20 protein-coding genes and 1 pseudogene are annotated in these 15,920 nt (G+C 46.8%); 15 read left to right on the top strand and 6 right to left on the bottom strand.

Annotated elements, in window-relative coordinates:
- Positions 1-225: 225 nt before the first annotated feature.
- The 4 genes from CHU32_RS26785 (at position 226) to CHU32_RS26770 (ending at position 5,397) form a co-directional block, all read left to right on the top strand.
- Positions 226-1,566 (top strand): ISNCY family transposase, encoded by a 1,341-nt coding sequence (locus CHU32_RS26785; RefSeq protein WP_000589001.1) that lies wholly within the window; start codon positions 226-228, stop codon positions 1,564-1,566.
- Positions 1,567-1,987: 421 nt separating this feature from the next.
- Positions 1,988-3,226 carry an IS110-like element ISEsa2 family transposase gene (locus CHU32_RS26780; RefSeq protein ID WP_000219087.1) on the top strand — a complete coding sequence of 413 codons (1,239 nt, stop codon included), beginning with the start codon at positions 1,988-1,990 and terminating at the stop codon, positions 3,224-3,226.
- Between the two features lie 475 nt (positions 3,227-3,701).
- A complete protein-coding gene (locus tag CHU32_RS26775) occupies positions 3,702-4,274 on the top strand; it encodes a cytochrome b/b6 domain-containing protein (protein WP_001515348.1) in 573 nt (190 codons plus the stop codon).
- 199 nt (positions 4,275-4,473) lie between these two features.
- On the top strand, positions 4,474-5,397 hold the full coding sequence (locus tag CHU32_RS26770; RefSeq protein ID WP_000167917.1) for a cation diffusion facilitator family transporter: 924 nt from the start codon (positions 4,474-4,476) through the stop codon (positions 5,395-5,397).
- A 121-nt stretch (positions 5,398-5,518) separates the two neighbouring features.
- Here the strand turns inward: CHU32_RS26770 and CHU32_RS28735 are convergent.
- Positions 5,519-5,635: pseudogene (locus CHU32_RS28735) on the bottom strand (hypothetical protein); the annotation flags it as partial.
- Positions 5,636-5,659: 24 nt separating this feature from the next.
- On the opposite strand from CHU32_RS28735, the gene relB reads away from it, so the two are divergent.
- The 3 genes from relB (at position 5,660) to CHU32_RS26750 (ending at position 6,416) form a co-directional block, all read left to right on the top strand.
- Positions 5,660-5,899, top strand: a complete 240-nt coding sequence (gene relB, locus CHU32_RS26760; protein ID WP_000534858.1) for a type II toxin-antitoxin system antitoxin RelB — start codon at positions 5,660-5,662, stop codon at positions 5,897-5,899.
- Positions 5,899-6,186 (top strand): type II toxin-antitoxin system mRNA interferase RelE, encoded by a 288-nt coding sequence (relE, locus tag CHU32_RS26755; protein ID WP_000323025.1) that lies wholly within the window; start codon positions 5,899-5,901, stop codon positions 6,184-6,186. Before relB ends, relE begins: the two co-directional genes overlap by 1 nt.
- A 71-nt stretch (positions 6,187-6,257) precedes the next feature.
- Positions 6,258-6,416: a type I toxin-antitoxin system Hok/Gef family toxin gene (locus CHU32_RS26750; protein WP_001447866.1), complete on the top strand. Its 159-nt coding sequence runs from the start codon at positions 6,258-6,260 to the stop codon at positions 6,414-6,416.
- A gap of 608 nt (positions 6,417-7,024) precedes the next feature.
- Here CHU32_RS26750 and CHU32_RS26745 read toward each other — a convergent pair.
- The 5 genes from CHU32_RS26745 to CHU32_RS26725 form a co-directional block, all read right to left on the bottom strand.
- Positions 7,025-7,345, bottom strand: a complete 321-nt coding sequence (locus CHU32_RS26745; RefSeq protein WP_000332796.1) for a hypothetical protein — start codon at positions 7,343-7,345, stop codon at positions 7,025-7,027.
- 281 nt (positions 7,346-7,626) lie between these two features.
- Positions 7,627-7,830, bottom strand: coding sequence for a hypothetical protein (locus CHU32_RS26740; protein ID WP_001015183.1), 204 nt, complete (start codon positions 7,828-7,830; stop codon positions 7,627-7,629).
- Between the two features lie 46 nt (positions 7,831-7,876).
- On the bottom strand, positions 7,877-8,227 hold the full coding sequence (locus CHU32_RS26735) for a hypothetical protein (protein ID WP_000743059.1): 351 nt from the start codon (positions 8,225-8,227) through the stop codon (positions 7,877-7,879).
- Positions 8,228-8,286: 59 nt separating this feature from the next.
- Positions 8,287-8,889: a hypothetical protein gene (locus tag CHU32_RS26730; protein ID WP_012695474.1), complete on the bottom strand. Its 603-nt coding sequence runs from the start codon at positions 8,887-8,889 to the stop codon at positions 8,287-8,289.
- Positions 8,890-8,984: 95 nt separating this feature from the next.
- Positions 8,985-9,929: a DUF5417 domain-containing protein gene (locus tag CHU32_RS26725; RefSeq protein ID WP_000778029.1), complete on the bottom strand. Its 945-nt coding sequence runs from the start codon at positions 9,927-9,929 to the stop codon at positions 8,985-8,987.
- Between the two features lie 510 nt (positions 9,930-10,439).
- On the opposite strand from CHU32_RS26725, the gene CHU32_RS28365 reads away from it, so the two are divergent.
- From CHU32_RS28365 to CHU32_RS26685, 8 genes are all read left to right on the top strand, one after another.
- Positions 10,440-10,616 carry a hypothetical protein gene (locus CHU32_RS28365; protein WP_001371930.1) on the top strand — a complete coding sequence of 59 codons (177 nt, stop codon included), beginning with the start codon at positions 10,440-10,442 and terminating at the stop codon, positions 10,614-10,616.
- A 416-nt stretch (positions 10,617-11,032) separates the two neighbouring features.
- Positions 11,033-12,217, top strand: coding sequence for a hypothetical protein (locus CHU32_RS26715; protein ID WP_001272971.1), 1,185 nt, complete (start codon positions 11,033-11,035; stop codon positions 12,215-12,217).
- 65 nt (positions 12,218-12,282) lie between these two features.
- Positions 12,283-12,564 carry a hypothetical protein gene (locus tag CHU32_RS26710; RefSeq protein WP_000708863.1) on the top strand — a complete coding sequence of 94 codons (282 nt, stop codon included), beginning with the start codon at positions 12,283-12,285 and terminating at the stop codon, positions 12,562-12,564.
- Between the two features lie 314 nt (positions 12,565-12,878).
- Positions 12,879-13,580: a hypothetical protein gene (locus CHU32_RS26705; protein ID WP_103678785.1), complete on the top strand. Its 702-nt coding sequence runs from the start codon at positions 12,879-12,881 to the stop codon at positions 13,578-13,580.
- A 134-nt stretch (positions 13,581-13,714) separates the two neighbouring features.
- Positions 13,715-14,011 carry a hypothetical protein gene (locus CHU32_RS26700; RefSeq protein WP_000856246.1) on the top strand — a complete coding sequence of 99 codons (297 nt, stop codon included), beginning with the start codon at positions 13,715-13,717 and terminating at the stop codon, positions 14,009-14,011.
- A 44-nt stretch (positions 14,012-14,055) separates the two neighbouring features.
- Positions 14,056-14,493 carry a hypothetical protein gene (locus CHU32_RS26695; RefSeq protein WP_000286108.1) on the top strand — a complete coding sequence of 146 codons (438 nt, stop codon included), beginning with the start codon at positions 14,056-14,058 and terminating at the stop codon, positions 14,491-14,493.
- Positions 14,494-14,560: 67 nt separating this feature from the next.
- On the top strand, positions 14,561-15,097 hold the full coding sequence (locus tag CHU32_RS26690) for a hypothetical protein (protein WP_000800251.1): 537 nt from the start codon (positions 14,561-14,563) through the stop codon (positions 15,095-15,097).
- A gap of 225 nt (positions 15,098-15,322) precedes the next feature.
- Entirely contained in the window at positions 15,323-15,691 is a 369-nt protein-coding gene (locus CHU32_RS26685; RefSeq protein WP_000537761.1) for a hypothetical protein, read from the top strand.
- Positions 15,692-15,920: the final 229 nt, after the last annotated feature.

Genomic DNA, 15,920 nt, shown 5'->3' with positions numbered 1-15,920 from the left:
GGTCTGAGTCCAATTGAATATCGAACCCAGACCTATGTGCCTCGTGTTTAACTGTCCAACTTTTTGGGGTCAGTACAACCCGAGGCCCCTGTATGCTAGTCACATTCAGAGTAGCCTCTTGCCTGCTTAAATGCAAGGAGAAGAAGGCCATTGTTAACACCAAGCTGTAATGTCCCCTTTGAACCATTCTAAAATGTCCCCAGACAATTCTCTGGGGGATTTTTCATGATCAAAGAGACTGTTACGATGAGTCATAAGGAACTCGACCGACTTCACATTATTCAGGAGTCACTTAATCGCCATATTACTCAGGAACAAGCTGCGGCACGCATTGGCATTTCTATTCGGCAGGTTAAACGTCTGGTGCAACGGTATAGAAATGAAGGGCCTTCTGGTCTAGTTTCCCGCCGACGTGGAAAGCGTCCCAATAATTCCTTTTCTACCGAATTCAGAGCAACAGTAATTTCACTCCTCAAAGGCCGCTACGCTGATTTTGGACCTACGCTTGCGTGCGAAAAATTGCGCGAGATACACGGCTTGTGTTTATCCATTGAAACTCTCAGGAAGTGGATGGTAGAGGAGGGCATATGGCGCGAACGTCGTCGTAAGTTTGCCCGAATTTATCAGCGCCGGATGCGGCGCCCATCCTACGGTGAACTCATCCAGATTGATGGCTCGCCTCATGACTGGTTTGAAGGTCGGGGCCCCAAATGCACACTGATAGTCTTTATCGATGATGCTACCAGCGCTCTGATGGCGCTACGATTCGCTCCTGCAGAAACAACCCGGGCTTACATGGAAACCCTCCGGGGTTACCTTAATGATCATGGCGTACCACTGGCTCTCTATTCTGACAGACACAGTATATTCAGAGTAAATAACCCGGAGCGGGAAGGAGAGTTGACTCAGTTCACACGTGCGATAAAGACACTGGGCATCGAGCCAATCCATGCCAACAGCCCGCAGGCAAAAGGGCGGGTAGAGCGTGCCAATCAGACACTGCAGGACAGGCTGGTCAAAGAAATGCGGCTTCAGGGTATCAGTGATATTGAAACAGCAAACGCATGGTTGCCGACCTTTATTGAAGCCTATAACAACCGGTTTGCTACGCCGCCTCGTATTGCTGATAACGCCCATCTTGATGTACACCATTCTGAAGAGGAACTGGGTTATATCTTCAGCCTCCAGGCGAAGCGCGTTCTCTCCAAAAATCTCACTTTCCAGTACAAAAGCAGTGCGTTTCAGATTCGCAGTGAAGGCCGGGGATATCGACTTCGGCATTCGGTTGTCACGGTATGCGAAAGCTTTAACGGTGAAATTAAGGTTCTGTATGATGGGAAAGCGTTGGGATGGGAAAAATATGTTGATGGCCCGGAGCCTATACCACTGGATGATGAAAAAAGTGTCCATGAACGTGTGGATAATGCCCGTTTTGATTTACGCTCAAAATTCTACGTAAAACCTAAAGCTGACCATCCTTGGCTCACGCGCCGCACGCAAAGTAATCAGCAAGTGAAGCCCCCTAAATTACCCAGAAAGAAGGCTGATCCCGATAAAATGGACTGAAACCAGGCGTTATTCAGTTGAGTGCATATCCAGTCATAGGATAGATTCTTACGTAGCGTTTCTGGCGTGCATTTTCGGGTGGTTTGTTACTGTTTTTAACGGGGACACGTCAGAAACGCGCTCAGGCCGTCTGAGCGGTACGCGTAATGCGGCGTTATGGTAAATAGCCTATGCTAATGTCCGCTAAGAGCGAGATATAGTCATTCGTACCCTGAGAATTACACTTTGAAGTGATTCAGGGTATGCGCTTACTGGTTACGAATATTGAGCGAGAATCATGTGATGATCGCCGCTTTTCTTTCGAGCCAGTAGGTGCTCCACGTTCGCTAACGAATACTCAGGGCATGCAGATAAACTGCTGGCTATATTTCTTTCGAAGAGCGTGGAATGCATACCAATCCCCGATAAAAAGGAGTTGGTGATGACTGTGACTAATCAATTTGCTGCGCACGTTGGTCTGGACTGGGCTGATAAAAAACACGATGTCTGTGTTCAGTTTAAAAACGGTGAACGCGTATTCGATGTGATTGAACATACAGCAGAAGCGCTTGATGCCTGGCTTACTGAGTTACACCAGAAAGTAAAAGGTAGAATCGCAATAGCTCTCGAACTGAAGAAGGGCCCCGTGGTATATGCTCTTCAAAAATACCCCTTTATCACCGTTTTCCCCGTCCACGCATTGTCCCTGGCTCGTTATCGGCAAGCCTTCTCGCCCAGCGGCGCTAAAGATGATCCGCAGGATGCCGAGCTGGCATTAGAGTTAATGCTGCGTTACCCCCAGAAGATAAAAGCTATTGAACCCGACAATGCGGATATTCGCTTACTTCAGCAACTGGTTGAGCAACGTCGTCAGTTGGTTGAAGATAAACGACGCTTTGTGAACCGGATAATCAACACGCTTAAACAGTATTATCCTCAGCCACTGGAGTGGTTCTCACATCGGGGTAGCTTACTGTTGTGTGAGCTGATTATCCGGTGGCCCAGTCTGCAACAACTGAAACGAGCCAGACGCGACACGATCCGCAACTTTCTGAATGCCAAAGGTGGTCGCGCTATGGCCCTTACCGAGCAACGTGTTGCGAGTATTGATAATGCGATCCCATTGACTACAGACCCGAGTGTTATAGAGGCTAATGCTTTGATGGCAGCAGCACTGGCGACACAAATTAAAGTCGTGAGTGAAATCATCAAAACCTATGACGAACGAATCGAAACGCTGTTTGACACATTGCCAGATGCGGGGCTGTTCAAATCACTTCCGGGCATGGGACCGTGCATGGGCCCACGGATGCTTGCTGCACTTGGTGATAATCGTGACCGGTTTAACAGCGCTGAAGAAATTCAAAACTACGCAGGTATAGCACCGGTGACCGAACGAAGCGGCCAAAAATCATGGGTTCACTGGCGATGGCAATGTGCCAAGTTCGTCAGGCAGACCTTTGTTGAATGGGCTGCCAAGACGGTTAATTCATCATACTGGGCCAAACTGTATTATCAGGGCCTTAGAGAAAAGGGCAAATCTCATCAGTCTGCGATCCGGGCACTGGCGTTCAAATGGATAAGGATCATTTACCGCTGCTGGAAGGCCAGAACCTGTTATGACGAAGCGAAATATTTGCTGGCTCTCGAAGCGAGACACTCGCCCTTACTGAAGCCATAAAAAGCTTGTCGAATGTCTCAGGGCGTGAAGCGGACATTGCAGACTGCCCAGTAGAAAAAGTGCTATCAGAATTATCTAAAGGAAGATCGTATTTACCATGTCTCATTCTAACTGTTTAATAAATTACAAAAATTAAAATTTCCATTTAATATCATCGCGTTAAGCAAGAGAATTAAACCTCTCATTTAATTTATGATTCTTATTTAATTCATGAGTTGGTGTAAAAATAGGTTGCCGCACTATAGAAAGACACATATTTAAACCCAGCAGGAAATCATATTTGAAAGTAATGTGTTTAAGGGGCTGCGTAACAAGAACAGCAAGTAAACACATAGTAATAACAGTTACCATTCCCATTTCGCAAGTGGCCATATCAGAGGTGAACTAATGCCTGCTGCAATTTTAAGAATTAAGGTTATCCTAATAATTCTTTTGTATGATTAAGATCATCGATAAATTTACTAAGGACTCATTAATGAAATTGCGACTCTGGAATCTATTACCCCATGATTACGCTCCTTTTTTTCGTATTCTTCACATCATTGTGGCATTTCTAATATTATCACAAATTATTAACTCTAATCTGACAGAGACCGAAGCAATTGGTGAACATAGTCTTGAAGGAGTTATAACCTGGATGCACATTATTTCAGGGTTAGGACTGATTATTTGTGGTTTTATTATGTTAAGTTGGATGCTTACTCAAAGAGGTTTTACTTATTATTTTTCATGGGTAGGGCTTGACTTTAGTGGTATTAAGCAAGATATAAAAACGTTGACTAGTTTCCGACTGCCCGATGCACATTCGGGAGGTATTGCCAGTACAATCCAAGGATTTGGAGTTCTAGCATTGCTAATTGTAGCACTTTCAGGTGGCCTATGGTTCTTGTTGAATACCATGCAGTCAAATCTGGCTGAAACAGTAATCCACTGGCATAAGTTCTTTACTACTTTCATTGAGGTCTATTTTTATGCACATGGTGCAATGGGAGTTTTGCATATTTTAATTGAAAAATATAAAAGCCGCTCAGTTAACCTAAGTGACTAATCTGTTGTGAGATAATATTACTTCAAGTTGAAGAAAACCCTAAAAATAAAATTTAGTTTACTAGAAGATGAAACAGCACTTGCAGAGACTTTTTAATTAAATTTAATAAAAACGAAAAAATATTCATGGCGAAATGATTGTTTAATTATCTATCATGGATAGAAATGTGAGTTAGTCGTCCTATTTTAGGAAGTTAATAATGACTAAAACAAAAGGGTTACCTCGTCCGCTGACGCACTACGCTTGGCTTTCCATTGCCACGGCTATTGCCACTATCGGACTCAAAGGTGTGGCGTGGAAAATGACCGGTTCGGTCGGTCTGCTATCTGATGCCATCGAATCCGTAGTTAACCTCGCAGGAGCCCTAATGGCGCTCTGGATGCTGACCTTGGCTGCGCTTCCGGCCGATGAGAACCATGCATATGGGCACGGCAAAGCCGAATATTTCTCGAGTGCTTTCGAAGGATTTCTGATCCTATTGGCGGCAGCCAGTATCGCCTATACCGCAGTTGAGCGGATGTTAACTCCACAGCCGCTTGAGGAGATTGGTCTCGGATTACTGGTTTCAACAGTCGCATCAATCCTTAATTTTGTGACGGCTCGCATTTTGTTAAGGGCTGGCAGGCAGCACAACTCTATCACTCTTGAGGCAGATGCTCATCACCTGCTGACCGATGTCTGGACGTCGGTCGGTGTCATTTTTGGTGTCGGACTGGTTTATCTGACCGGCTGGTTTTGGGTCGATCCGATCGTTGCATTGCTGGTCGCAGCCAACATCGTTTGGACTGGTTATCAGCTTATGAGTCGTTCAGCTGCAGGTCTGATGGACGTATCGCTACCCACGGAAGAACTCAAAAAAATCGAGTCACTGCTGGCAGGATATCGTGAACAGGGGCTTGATTTCCATGCACTACGTACACGCCAGGCTGGCGGGCGGGCGTTTATGACAATGCACATCCTAGTTCCTGGGCGATGGACTGTTCAATATGGGCACGACTGGGCCGAGCGTATAGAGAATGATATCCGCACCGCACTGCCTTTTATCCATATCACCACTCATGTGGAACCGTTGGAAGATCCCGCGTCAATGAACGACCAAACGCTCGACATTTCTGATCACTAAACTAACCACATGTCGCTGGTCGGGCAGGGTAACAAACCTCGCTCTACAAAAATTTCAGGTATTCTCTATAATTCTGAGGGTACTTGATGTGACCTGCGCCCAATTGTTGGGCACGCAATATTTTTAAAAAGTCCGCTTCTGGCACAAAGCGGACAGTGATCACCGTTCTTACGACTACTTTCTGACTTACTTCGTGACTTGCCCTAAGCATGTTGTAGTGCGATACTTGTAATGACATTTGTAATTACAAGGGGTGTAAGACATGGGTAGCATTAACCTACGTATTGACGATGAACTTAAAGCGCGTTCTTACGCCGCGCTTGAAAAAATGGGCGTAACTCCTTCTGAAGCGCTTCGTCTCATGCTCGAGTATATCGCTGACAATGAACGCTTGCCGTTCAAACAGACACTCCTGAGTGATGAAGATGCTGAACTTGTGGAGATAGTGAAAGAACGACTTCGTAATCCTAAGCCAGTACGTGTGACGCTGGATGAACTCTGATGGCGTATTTTCTGGATTTTGACGAGCGGGCACTAAAGGAATGGCGAAAGCTGGGCTCGACGGTACGTGAACAGTTGAAAAAGAAGCTGGTTGAAGTACTTGAGTCACCCCGGATTGAAGCAAACAAGCTCCGTGGTATGCCTGATTGTTACAAGATTAAGCTCCGGTCTTCAGGCTATCGCCTTGTATACCAGGTTATAGACGAGAAAGTTGTCGTTTTCGTGATTTCTGTTGGGAAAAGAGAACGCTCGGAAGTATATAGCGAGGCGGTCAAACGCATTCTCTGAACCAAAGCATGACATCTCTGTTTCGCACCGATGGTGACACTTCTGCTTTGCGTTGACAGGAGAAGAAGGCCATGAAAATGCCGAACCAACCCATTGTTTTGTGCATATTAATAGTTTGTTTAACGCTGTTGATATTCACCTGGCTCACACGAAACTCGCTTTGCGAGTTGCGGATGAAAGACGGAACAAGGGAGGTATCTGCTATCCTGGCCTACGAATCCGGTAAGTAGCTGACAAAGAGGGGGGCAACCCCCTCTTTTCGGGGTGTGGATTAGTATGCCATCGGCACCTTTTGAAAGGGTTTCTCCAGTCGGGGAAACCCTTTTTTCCTCCCGTCTTGTGGCATATAGCCTTTTGTATAAATCAAGAACCAGACCCAAAGAGTCCCACTTCACGCAAACCGTTCAAAAGCCTTAGCGTAATCCAGTCGGGAAAAATTTCACCGGTGCTCGTCCGGGCACGTACCGGAAACAATGGACTTCTCACTGGTCGGTAGCTCATAGAACGTAGCCATTGCGGTCAGTCCTTATTCTGTACCCAGTAGAGTTTTATGGCCGTCTGGCAAATCGTTCAAACATTGTCATTTCTGTTCTCGCTGCATCCGGTCAAATGATACGGTGAATTCAGCTCATGGGCATTCGCATCGCAGTCTACGAAGGCACCAGAAGTTTGAGGATGTTACGCAAAGAACAGTTATCAGGTTTGCTGGTGGGCGTAATGCCTACCTCTACTTTACTTCATAGGGATTCTTCTGCGGGGAAGCAAGAATTGACTCAACGTTGTCCGGTCGTACCAGATTTGTCGCGGAAAGCGCCTTTTTGTGAGGGGGGCCGCAGCGCTAAACCTTTTCCTGGAACGACATGAAGGACAGCAGAGCGTCCGCCCTGGAGGACAGCTCAATACAGTCTCCACGCTGCGGTTCTATCTCTTCGTCAATGGTTTCATTGTACCAAATACGCAGCCGCCATCCCTTCGCAGGGAAAGCGCTCTGCATCGCCAGGACCATCCCCTCCGGCGACAGCAGTTCTCGACAGAGGTAGCAGGCCCCGATCCGGGTTGAATCCCGCAGCCACATTACGGGATACTCTTTAACCAGTTGGTCATACACGCATTCTGCCATATGAAAGTAATTTTCGTCAGCCCTGCAAAAATCACACATTCGATTTCCTTAAATGGTGTTCATCGAGATAATTCAGAAAGTTGATTCGCCAAACTACGGGGCATTTCTTTAATGGCGGAGCTTTACATCACTATTTCTGTCATTTTCAAATCCGCCGGATACAGCAATAATTGCACCGAACAGCGGTTTGAACTGCAATGCATCCGTAGGGTATGCGACAATAATAAGGCTCTTCCCGTACTCTTAAAAATGGAAGAGTTTAAAACCCATACTGCTGGGATGAGCGAAGCACGGTACATTATGCCAGCGTATAAGGGCCGTCATAACTTGTTTTTTTCTAGAACACGGCGAAGTTTTCTTACCTGGGAAGCTGTGGAAAGCGTACCGGTTCGGGGATGGCATGCGCTTGCCTTTTCACCTGGTTTGAGTACATAGGCTAATGCCAGCTCGTTCAGAGCCGCCTCAGCTTTCAACAGGGCCTCAATGGCCGTGTTCAGGTATACAGTTCGGCTCTCATGGTTCATCAGGATTTTCCTCACAAGGGTAAAAATGACAGGCGATACCTGCCGTTTACCCTTTGTCTCCGTTAAGAATGGCATCACGGCAGGCTTCCCAGATTACCTGGGCATTAGCATCACACTCCACGAACCCGCCGCACTGATCGTATATCACCTGGTATACCTCAGGGGGAATCTTCCCAGGCGCAACCGGAGTTGAGCGTTTGCCTTTATGAATCTCATCTGCGGTATCACAGACAGCGTCGAGATGCCGCGACATCCACTCAGATAATTTCAGACCCTCTCGATTTGCCTGTTTTACATAGCGAACCTTTCTGGAAACCGTAGATCGCATCTGAATCTGTGTCACAGCTGGCACATCTTCTTTCATGGCATTCTGTAATGCAGCTTTGGGCTTTTTCATGTTCATGGTTGCTTTAAATTATTCTGGAGTTCGTCTGATATAAATGCTGACGTGATCTGTCAGCGTTGCTTAAATAGTTTATCGCCTTCCGCCAGTTCGCCGTTGAGCTGTTCAATCACGCTCCAGATGAGCCGATCATCCGGCGTTGAGCCTGCACACTCTTTCACGACCGCCACGGGTCTAAATTCTTCAGGGTCTGCCTGCCCGGAGGTGAAGAGCCTGCTCTCAATCCAGTGGGCCCCCTCTGTGCAGCAGTGGCAACTGGTTTCAGGTGGTTCATCCAGACCGTCCACTCCACAGGCTGAGCAGGTGAACAGTTTGCGAGACCCACCAGCCAGTGGCGTATCGCAAGCTGCTGGAAGTGCGCCAGCATTGCGCCAGTACAGCACATGATTTGAATCGTAGCAGTGTCCATGAAGCAGAAGCGAAACGCCGCAACTGCGAGTTTCAATGGCTTTGCCTGTGCCAAGGTATTGCCCGATCTCGTCCCATACGTCCACTAAGGTGTCAGGCAGCGGACGCGTAACAGGGAACTTAGCGCAGTCGTCCGGGGTGCCTTTAATGCAGCAGAGGGCCGAATACGCAAGCTCCTGCATTTCGTAGGAGTACTGACCACATACCACGCGTTCCAGTTTGTCGATTAGTTGTTCTTTATTCATCATACTCAGCCTTATTAAACAAATTCATTACGCCACTGGCACCATCTGGCCGGAGCAGACTGCGGCCCGGTAGTAGAGCCGCAGGGGGTGTCGCTGGACTAACAGGTGCTCAGTGAGTCCCGCACTTCCTCATGACTGGTCATTTTCAGAAGAAGCTTTCCAGGGCAGCGTGGTTCCGCCTGTGAACGGGTGACGTCTTCGTTGATTGCCTGGATATGAGCAGATTCAACGGTCCGACGCTGTACGACATGGTTGCTCAGGTTGAATTCGCACTGGAGCCTTCTGGCATCAGAATCCGCGTTCATTGCAATACGTTCATCAAAGCGGCGGTTCATTCGCAGAGCCTCTTCGTGAGCTGCATCAACAAGGGTGCGTCTGGTGACATAGTCGTTACCAGCAAAAAACGATAGCTGAGCGTGTTCCGAAGAGTAGTCGGAGCTTCCCTTACAACGGGCAATCGCGGCTTCAGAGTGCAGGATTAATGAACTCAACCGTGAACAGACGTCATTGATGGTGCCGGTTTTCAGACAGTCGTGGATAAGTGTCCAGGCGGAAATGCTCAGCGGGCGGCTGGTGATCACATAGGGATTGTAATGATCAACCGTTACGATAGTACGCAGTGAATGAAGCGATTCGGACTGCGTACGTAAGTCACGGCGAACAGTACATGCCACCGAGGCAACATCTTTACATTCTTTGTCGGACATCGAGTCCAGTACGCGGATCTCCACCTCTGCCGCCTTTGAGGCGATATGCGCACTAATCTCACCCTTAAGACGTTTGTAGTCAGCCTTGAAGCTTCCCACGCTGTCAATATCGATCCAGTAACCACAGCTGTAACCAGCATTACCAAACTCGTCATCTTTCTCATAGTTCGGACAGCCGTCATTGCTCCAGCCAGCTTTTTCCAGCAGCTCGTCAATAGCGACCAGCTCAGCCATTGGTGCATGTTCGATAATGAAATAATGGACACGGCCCCAGGCATATGCGCGTGAACGGCCATCAACAGAAGTATCAGAAGTCGTCTGACGGGAAAGTTTCATGAGGTACTCCAGTTCTGCCCGGTACCGCCGGGGCGGTGGTGCGAAAGCCGCACCATGAATGACACTATGATCCTCCTAACTTCTATTGTCAATACAATTGAAGTGGCGTTGTATTTATTCATTATTTGGACCCGGCTCGTACGGAACGACCGTCGGGACTTGCCAATTATTCTGCGGTGAGCAGGGGGAAGGGAACATCCCACCGCTTGTTTCAAGATGTACAGCCAAGGAGGGCGCAGAATGCCTGACAGAATCATCGTGCAGCGGTAGCGAAAGACCTGACAAACGGGAAAAGTATCCTTTTATTCCAAAGCCAACCTCAGCTTTTAATGTCGCCAGTACGTTTCTTAAACATGCCAAATCGGTCTCTTATACGGCCGGATGGGCCCGATGAAAACGATAAAATGAGAAACAGAACCCGACACATCGCTGCTCTCTGGGAAAGCCGGTCAGCAGATGGAGCGCCAGGAACTAAATCCGCTGGTTTTAATAATGATTGAGGAGAACAAGATGAAAGATAACAAGACACGTCCTGTAGACTCGTATGCTCATGCTGATTTCATGGAGTCCGTCTTCAGCAACCTCAGGGCTTTCTGTGATGCGGAATGCCAGCGGCTAACTGCCGGTTATCCCCCAACTGTCAAACCAGAACAGCAAAGCACTGACGGCCAGCTGTCGGCGGCATAAATCATTACCTGCCAGTTCGTTCAAATTTCCGCTTCCTTAAGCCCGGGCCAAAAGCCCGGCTCAATCCAAAAACTGAACGTACCGGTTTACCTCTATATCTCCTCAATCCCCTGCGACTTACAAGAGACCCGCACCGGTTTAGCCATTCCTGTCCTGCCACTCTCTCATCACTGGCCCAGACAACCGGAAAAGTAACTTTTCTCTCCGACTCACCTTCTGAACCAGCTATTTTGCTTAAACGTAAAAACGGCCCACTGTTGTGAAGATTTAAAACGGACGGATCGAGTAGTATTGTCTCAGGAATTTTTTTTAAGAAAAGTTACTTTTTCTTCTGTGCAACCTATTAGAAAAAATGTCGAACCTGGTATTGTTGTGTTGTAGCGCAGTTAAACAACCAACCAAAAGAGAGAACAAAAATGTCCGCAATCGAAACTGAAGTAAAAAACAACAGCAACGAAATCAGCCTTCGTGGTTACCTGGAACGCACTGGTAACGGTGCCCGTAAAGGTAACGGCCTTATCATTGACCCTTCGGTTGTTGTAGAGCAGGAAGGCTTTAACACCCGCACGGCCGGTATGGGCGAGCTCTACTATTCAATGCCTCACGTTGTGGAACACCTGAACAGCCTGGCCGATGCCTACATGGAAGACCCGTTCAGCGTGACGCCTATCGTTGTTCAGATGGTTAATGGCGTACCTGTACTGCGTCAGGGGGCTTGCCGTATCCGTTCCATCGCTATTGCAAACCGCCAGCTGGAAGCAGAAGGGCGTGAACGCATTACTCGTATTCGCTGCGAAGAGTTTCGCGGTAGCGCTTCAAAAGCAGAACTCTTCACCCTGACCGGCAACTCCAACCTGGCGCTGTCTGTCGTAGCTGAAGCGCTTTCAATTAAGCGTCTTGTTGAAGATAAAGAAGAGCCTAAGACCTTTGCGGAACTGGCAAAAAAACGTGGTAAATCAGAGCAGCATCTTCGCCAGATGGTTCGCGTACTGGACCTGCCTTCTGAACTACAGACCATGCTTGTGAGCGATCAGGTGAGCATGTACGTTGCGCTGGACGAGTATATGTACAGCGGTGAGGATGCGGTAGATAACATCAACAAGGCGATCTCCATCTATGGTAAAGCGACGAAAAACACGCTGAAATTCGTCAAAGCTGCCAAGGTAGAAGAGCGCATGGCAGATCCGCAGACTCCGGAAAACTCCGGTGATGAGCAACCGGCAGGTAATGCTACCGTTAACACCCCGGTACCGGATCAACTGAATGATGAAAGCAATACAGAGACGCTGGTTACGCCACCGGTACAGGAACCAGCTCCGGCTCCAAAGGACAGCGCTCCTAAACAGAACCCGGCAGGTAAAGCACCATCCATGTCCAGCGTTCTGAACAAAAAGACCGTGACCGTCATTGCCGACACCGCGATCCCGATTTTTGAACGTATTGCTGAAGAAGCCAAGCTTAAAGAAGGTGAATCTGTCAGCACTGATACTTACACGCTTGTTCTGACCAATGATGAAATGAACGATATCATCAATGCTCATGCTGACCTGAAAGAGTACCTGCGTAAGCATGCTGAGAAGATGAATAAGGGACAGGCATGATTTTCTGACCGACCCCTCCATCCGGACGGGTCGGTAACTTTTTCAGGACAAGGGGAAACAGGGCAATGAAGAAGGCTTTTATCAACGTAGACAAGACTAACCCACTGCCAGTCCTGACGGATTCGGTGACCCGGGTAAGTATTCAGTGCACGGCAAAAGATGAAAACGGGGCAGGGATCGAAGTGAACATCCTCGACCTGATTCAGGATCATGATACGGATGAAGTGAAAGTGCAGTTTGGGAGCTCGCCTGTTCAGGCTCTGGCGATGCTCCGCCGGGTTATGACAGCACTGGAAAAGCAGGCAAATGCAGAACTGCAACAGAATTCCTGCTCGCGTATGCAGTAAACGGTAAAAGCAGAATGTTCCCTACTGGATAAACCCGGTGGACCTCACGGAGAGCAAGTCACCGAATGGTTCACTGTTAAGTGATATACATCCGGATTTATAAGGTTTTGCAGCATCCGAATAGGCAATAAATAGAATTATTTTGATTTATCTCAGCAAGGAAATGGAAAGCTACCAGATTTTAGGATAGCGAAATGCCTGTATCGCTACTCTGCTGAATTAGAAATGATTTTAAACGCAATGCATAATGATAGAATAGCAATGCCTTTAATTATTTGTCACGTCTGAATTATATGTAGACTTACGGAGAGGATATGGTAATTACTTATTCATTATCGGAAACGTTTAATATGTTTTTACGCGAGATTATTGCATCTGGACCTGCAGTTTTTTGCGCATGGTGCGTTTTGTGTCTTTTCTCTGATCAGGAACGAGGTAAAGAGGTTCCTGTTTCTATGAAAAAAATAACTTCAAAGTCAGCTTTCTCCTACTTTATCAGTTCTCAAATTGCCGCTTTTATTATCTCCTTGTTGGGTTCAATCTTAAGCACGAAATGGGACAACATCGTCTGGAATGATGAAATAAGACAGTTTTATCTGCATGTAGGATTTGGGCTGGTAGCTTGTGTATTCTGTCTGCTTGTAATCTTGCATGAGAAATTTATCAAAAGAAATTTAAATGTTTATTCTGGTTATTGTGGTTCACTGGCAGTTAGTCTCACAGGAATCTTTGTACTTTGTGCGTTATATCTGACATTTTCATTACCATTTCATTATGAAGAACGTCTACTTAATGATGCATCCTTGGTGGCTTCGGATGGCGTTGAAAATTCAGTCGTTTTTGCAGACGGTCGTTACTGGGTTTTTGAACTGGGCTTACCATATTTCAAACAGTCATTGCTCAAAGAGGTAAGAAGGGGCAGGTACCAGCTAATCTGCACTACAGAAAAAAAAACAACATGCTGGTCTGGCAAAAAACTTCCCGAAAAACCAACCTCTTTGAAAGCTAGTTCATAAAGATTTAAACTGCTCGCTTAAATCCACACTGGTCCAATTTTGAAAATTTATTGTGTTTTTAAAAGAAATTACAGTGTGGGTTATTAGCCAGTAGGTCGGAGTTTTATATAATACCCAAAAACACAGGAGGTATTATGAAAACCAATCTGGCCTATGCATCTAATTGCTCCGATTCTGTCTACTCCTATATTTATCAGGCACTGCAACAACGCTCTGGTGCCGAGAATGAAAGCCTTTATCAGCAGGCCATTTCCAGCTGCTGCACAGATAAACAAAAAAAGAAACTGGCCGGGTATTATGCCGGTCCATGGCAGCTGCTATTCAACGCGTGGTGTAACAATCGCGTCCCTAACACAGCGGTGCTGGCCCTTTTACTCCAGCAGTGCTTATCTCATTTCCAGTGCGAAGAAGTGATCGCAGCCTGGCAGTAACCCTATCAAGCCCCTTCGTATAGCGGAGGGGCAGGAGATATCTCATGTACAGAAACGACAGAAACGTGGATTCCTTCAACCTGGTTAATGCTCTTCAGCCGGTCTTTCGTAACACCGGCTGTGGGATGTTTGAATATGATCGTAAAAAGCAGAATGAAACCGCTGATTCAATCTTACGAGCGTTGGCGTTAAATGCCGATTTCGCGAGGGCCTTAAAACAGTACGTCCGGATTAATTCTGTACGACGGGTTGTTCAGTTCGATGACGGCTCGGTTCGCTATGGTATTCATGCCGAATTTGAAGGGCATAATAAAATTAATTCCTTCCGTATTTTTAAAGATGAAGATACAGACGCATTTGACTCCTATTTTTATTCGGTTTGCGATAATAAAGCTGAGCTGGTGGATTTTAAAATGGACTCTCTCGATATTCAATTGCAGGCAGTTTTTGAAAAGGTGACAGGTATTTTTCTGTCACATTAAATATTCAAATTTTCAATCCTCGGGCTGATAGACAAAAAACGCACTTTAGAATATAGATGAGATGAATATGAAAAACGTAAATATTTTGGATACCGATATTGCGGCCATTAATGCTCTTTCTGGCGTAGAACTGACTGACTTTCTCACTGCCGGGTATCAGGTAAACTGGTTAGGAGAAAGGGAGGTTTCGCTGGTGGGCTTTCCGTGTTTAGCAAGCAACAAGCAGCCGGTAGAAGTTGGTCCCGGCATTTTCATTAATCGCGTGTACAGCAGAGACAGCCAGTCTCTGAGCGGGAAATTGCGCTATGACCTGTCTAATGGTCTGGCAACGAGTGCATTTTCATTTTTCTCCCAGTCAGGCTGGTATGGGGGATTCCGTGTCGTATCTTTCCGTGACAACGGGCCAGCTGCGTTAATCAACATTGGTATTGTCCATGAGAATGTTTTGAATGCATTTTGTGCTGACTTCCCCCGGGCCAATGTGAGCGTAACCCGTTTTCATTGTGGCATGACGCTTGAGCAGATCCGAATGTTCATTTCAGACACTGCTTACGATATGCCGCTTTATAACAACGAGTCTGACTTTCGCAGGCTCGCCAGTTAGCATGGAGGCTGACTTCAGTGCTTACGCCTAAAAGCCGGTGAGCGAGGTGGCGGAACCGGTTGGCTTCGCCCAGTCTTACTTACTTCTCTCAAGGTACTGCGCTGCAAGCGTACGTAAAAAAAGTAAGTAGCTAAATGGCGTGAGCGATTAGTTCTATACGGGAAGAAGTCATAGTATTCTGAAATGATAGTTATCTCATACGAACGATAGTAATGGAGTTTCTTAATGGGCGTTGATATCTGCTGGCGATTTCAAAGGGAAGAAAAGCCTGGTAAATGGATTAATTTATCAAGCAATTATAAAGGGGACCGATCATATCTCCACTTTGCCTGGCTCGGATTTGATGTAGATCGTGAAAGGGCGAGCACATCAGCAGTTTTTATCCACGCATTACGCGGATTACCTGATGATATACCGTCCGAAGATGATGATTTATTCGGTGAACATTCATACTCATGGCTGACTTCGGAAGAAATTTTGTCAGCCATACCACCCGATAACGCCGGAGAGGTGATCCAGGAATTTGTCGAAGAAGTAAAGCGTCTCCACGTGGAGAACGGCAGCGTCCGTTTCGTCTTTGGATTTGAAGGGTAACCCGTAAGAAAGTAGCTATCTTACCCGGCTAGGTCTCCAATCTCTCAGATGCTCAAAGAGGGCCGGGCATGGTGCCCACACATCCCCTACCATTCCGATTTGATATTCGTCTAATACACCCTTTAAAGAAAACAAGCAGACGGCAATGAGACGGCTTTGTTGAATAAATCAGATTTCGGGTAAGTCTCCCCCGTAGCGGGTTGTGTTTTCAGGCAATACGCACGCTTTC

The organism is Superficieibacter electus (assembly GCF_002915575.1).
Lineage (GTDB): Bacteria > Pseudomonadota > Gammaproteobacteria > Enterobacterales > Enterobacteriaceae > Superficieibacter > Superficieibacter electus.
Note: the sequence above shows the minus strand (reverse complement) of the source record. Positions and strands in the feature narration are given on the sequence as shown.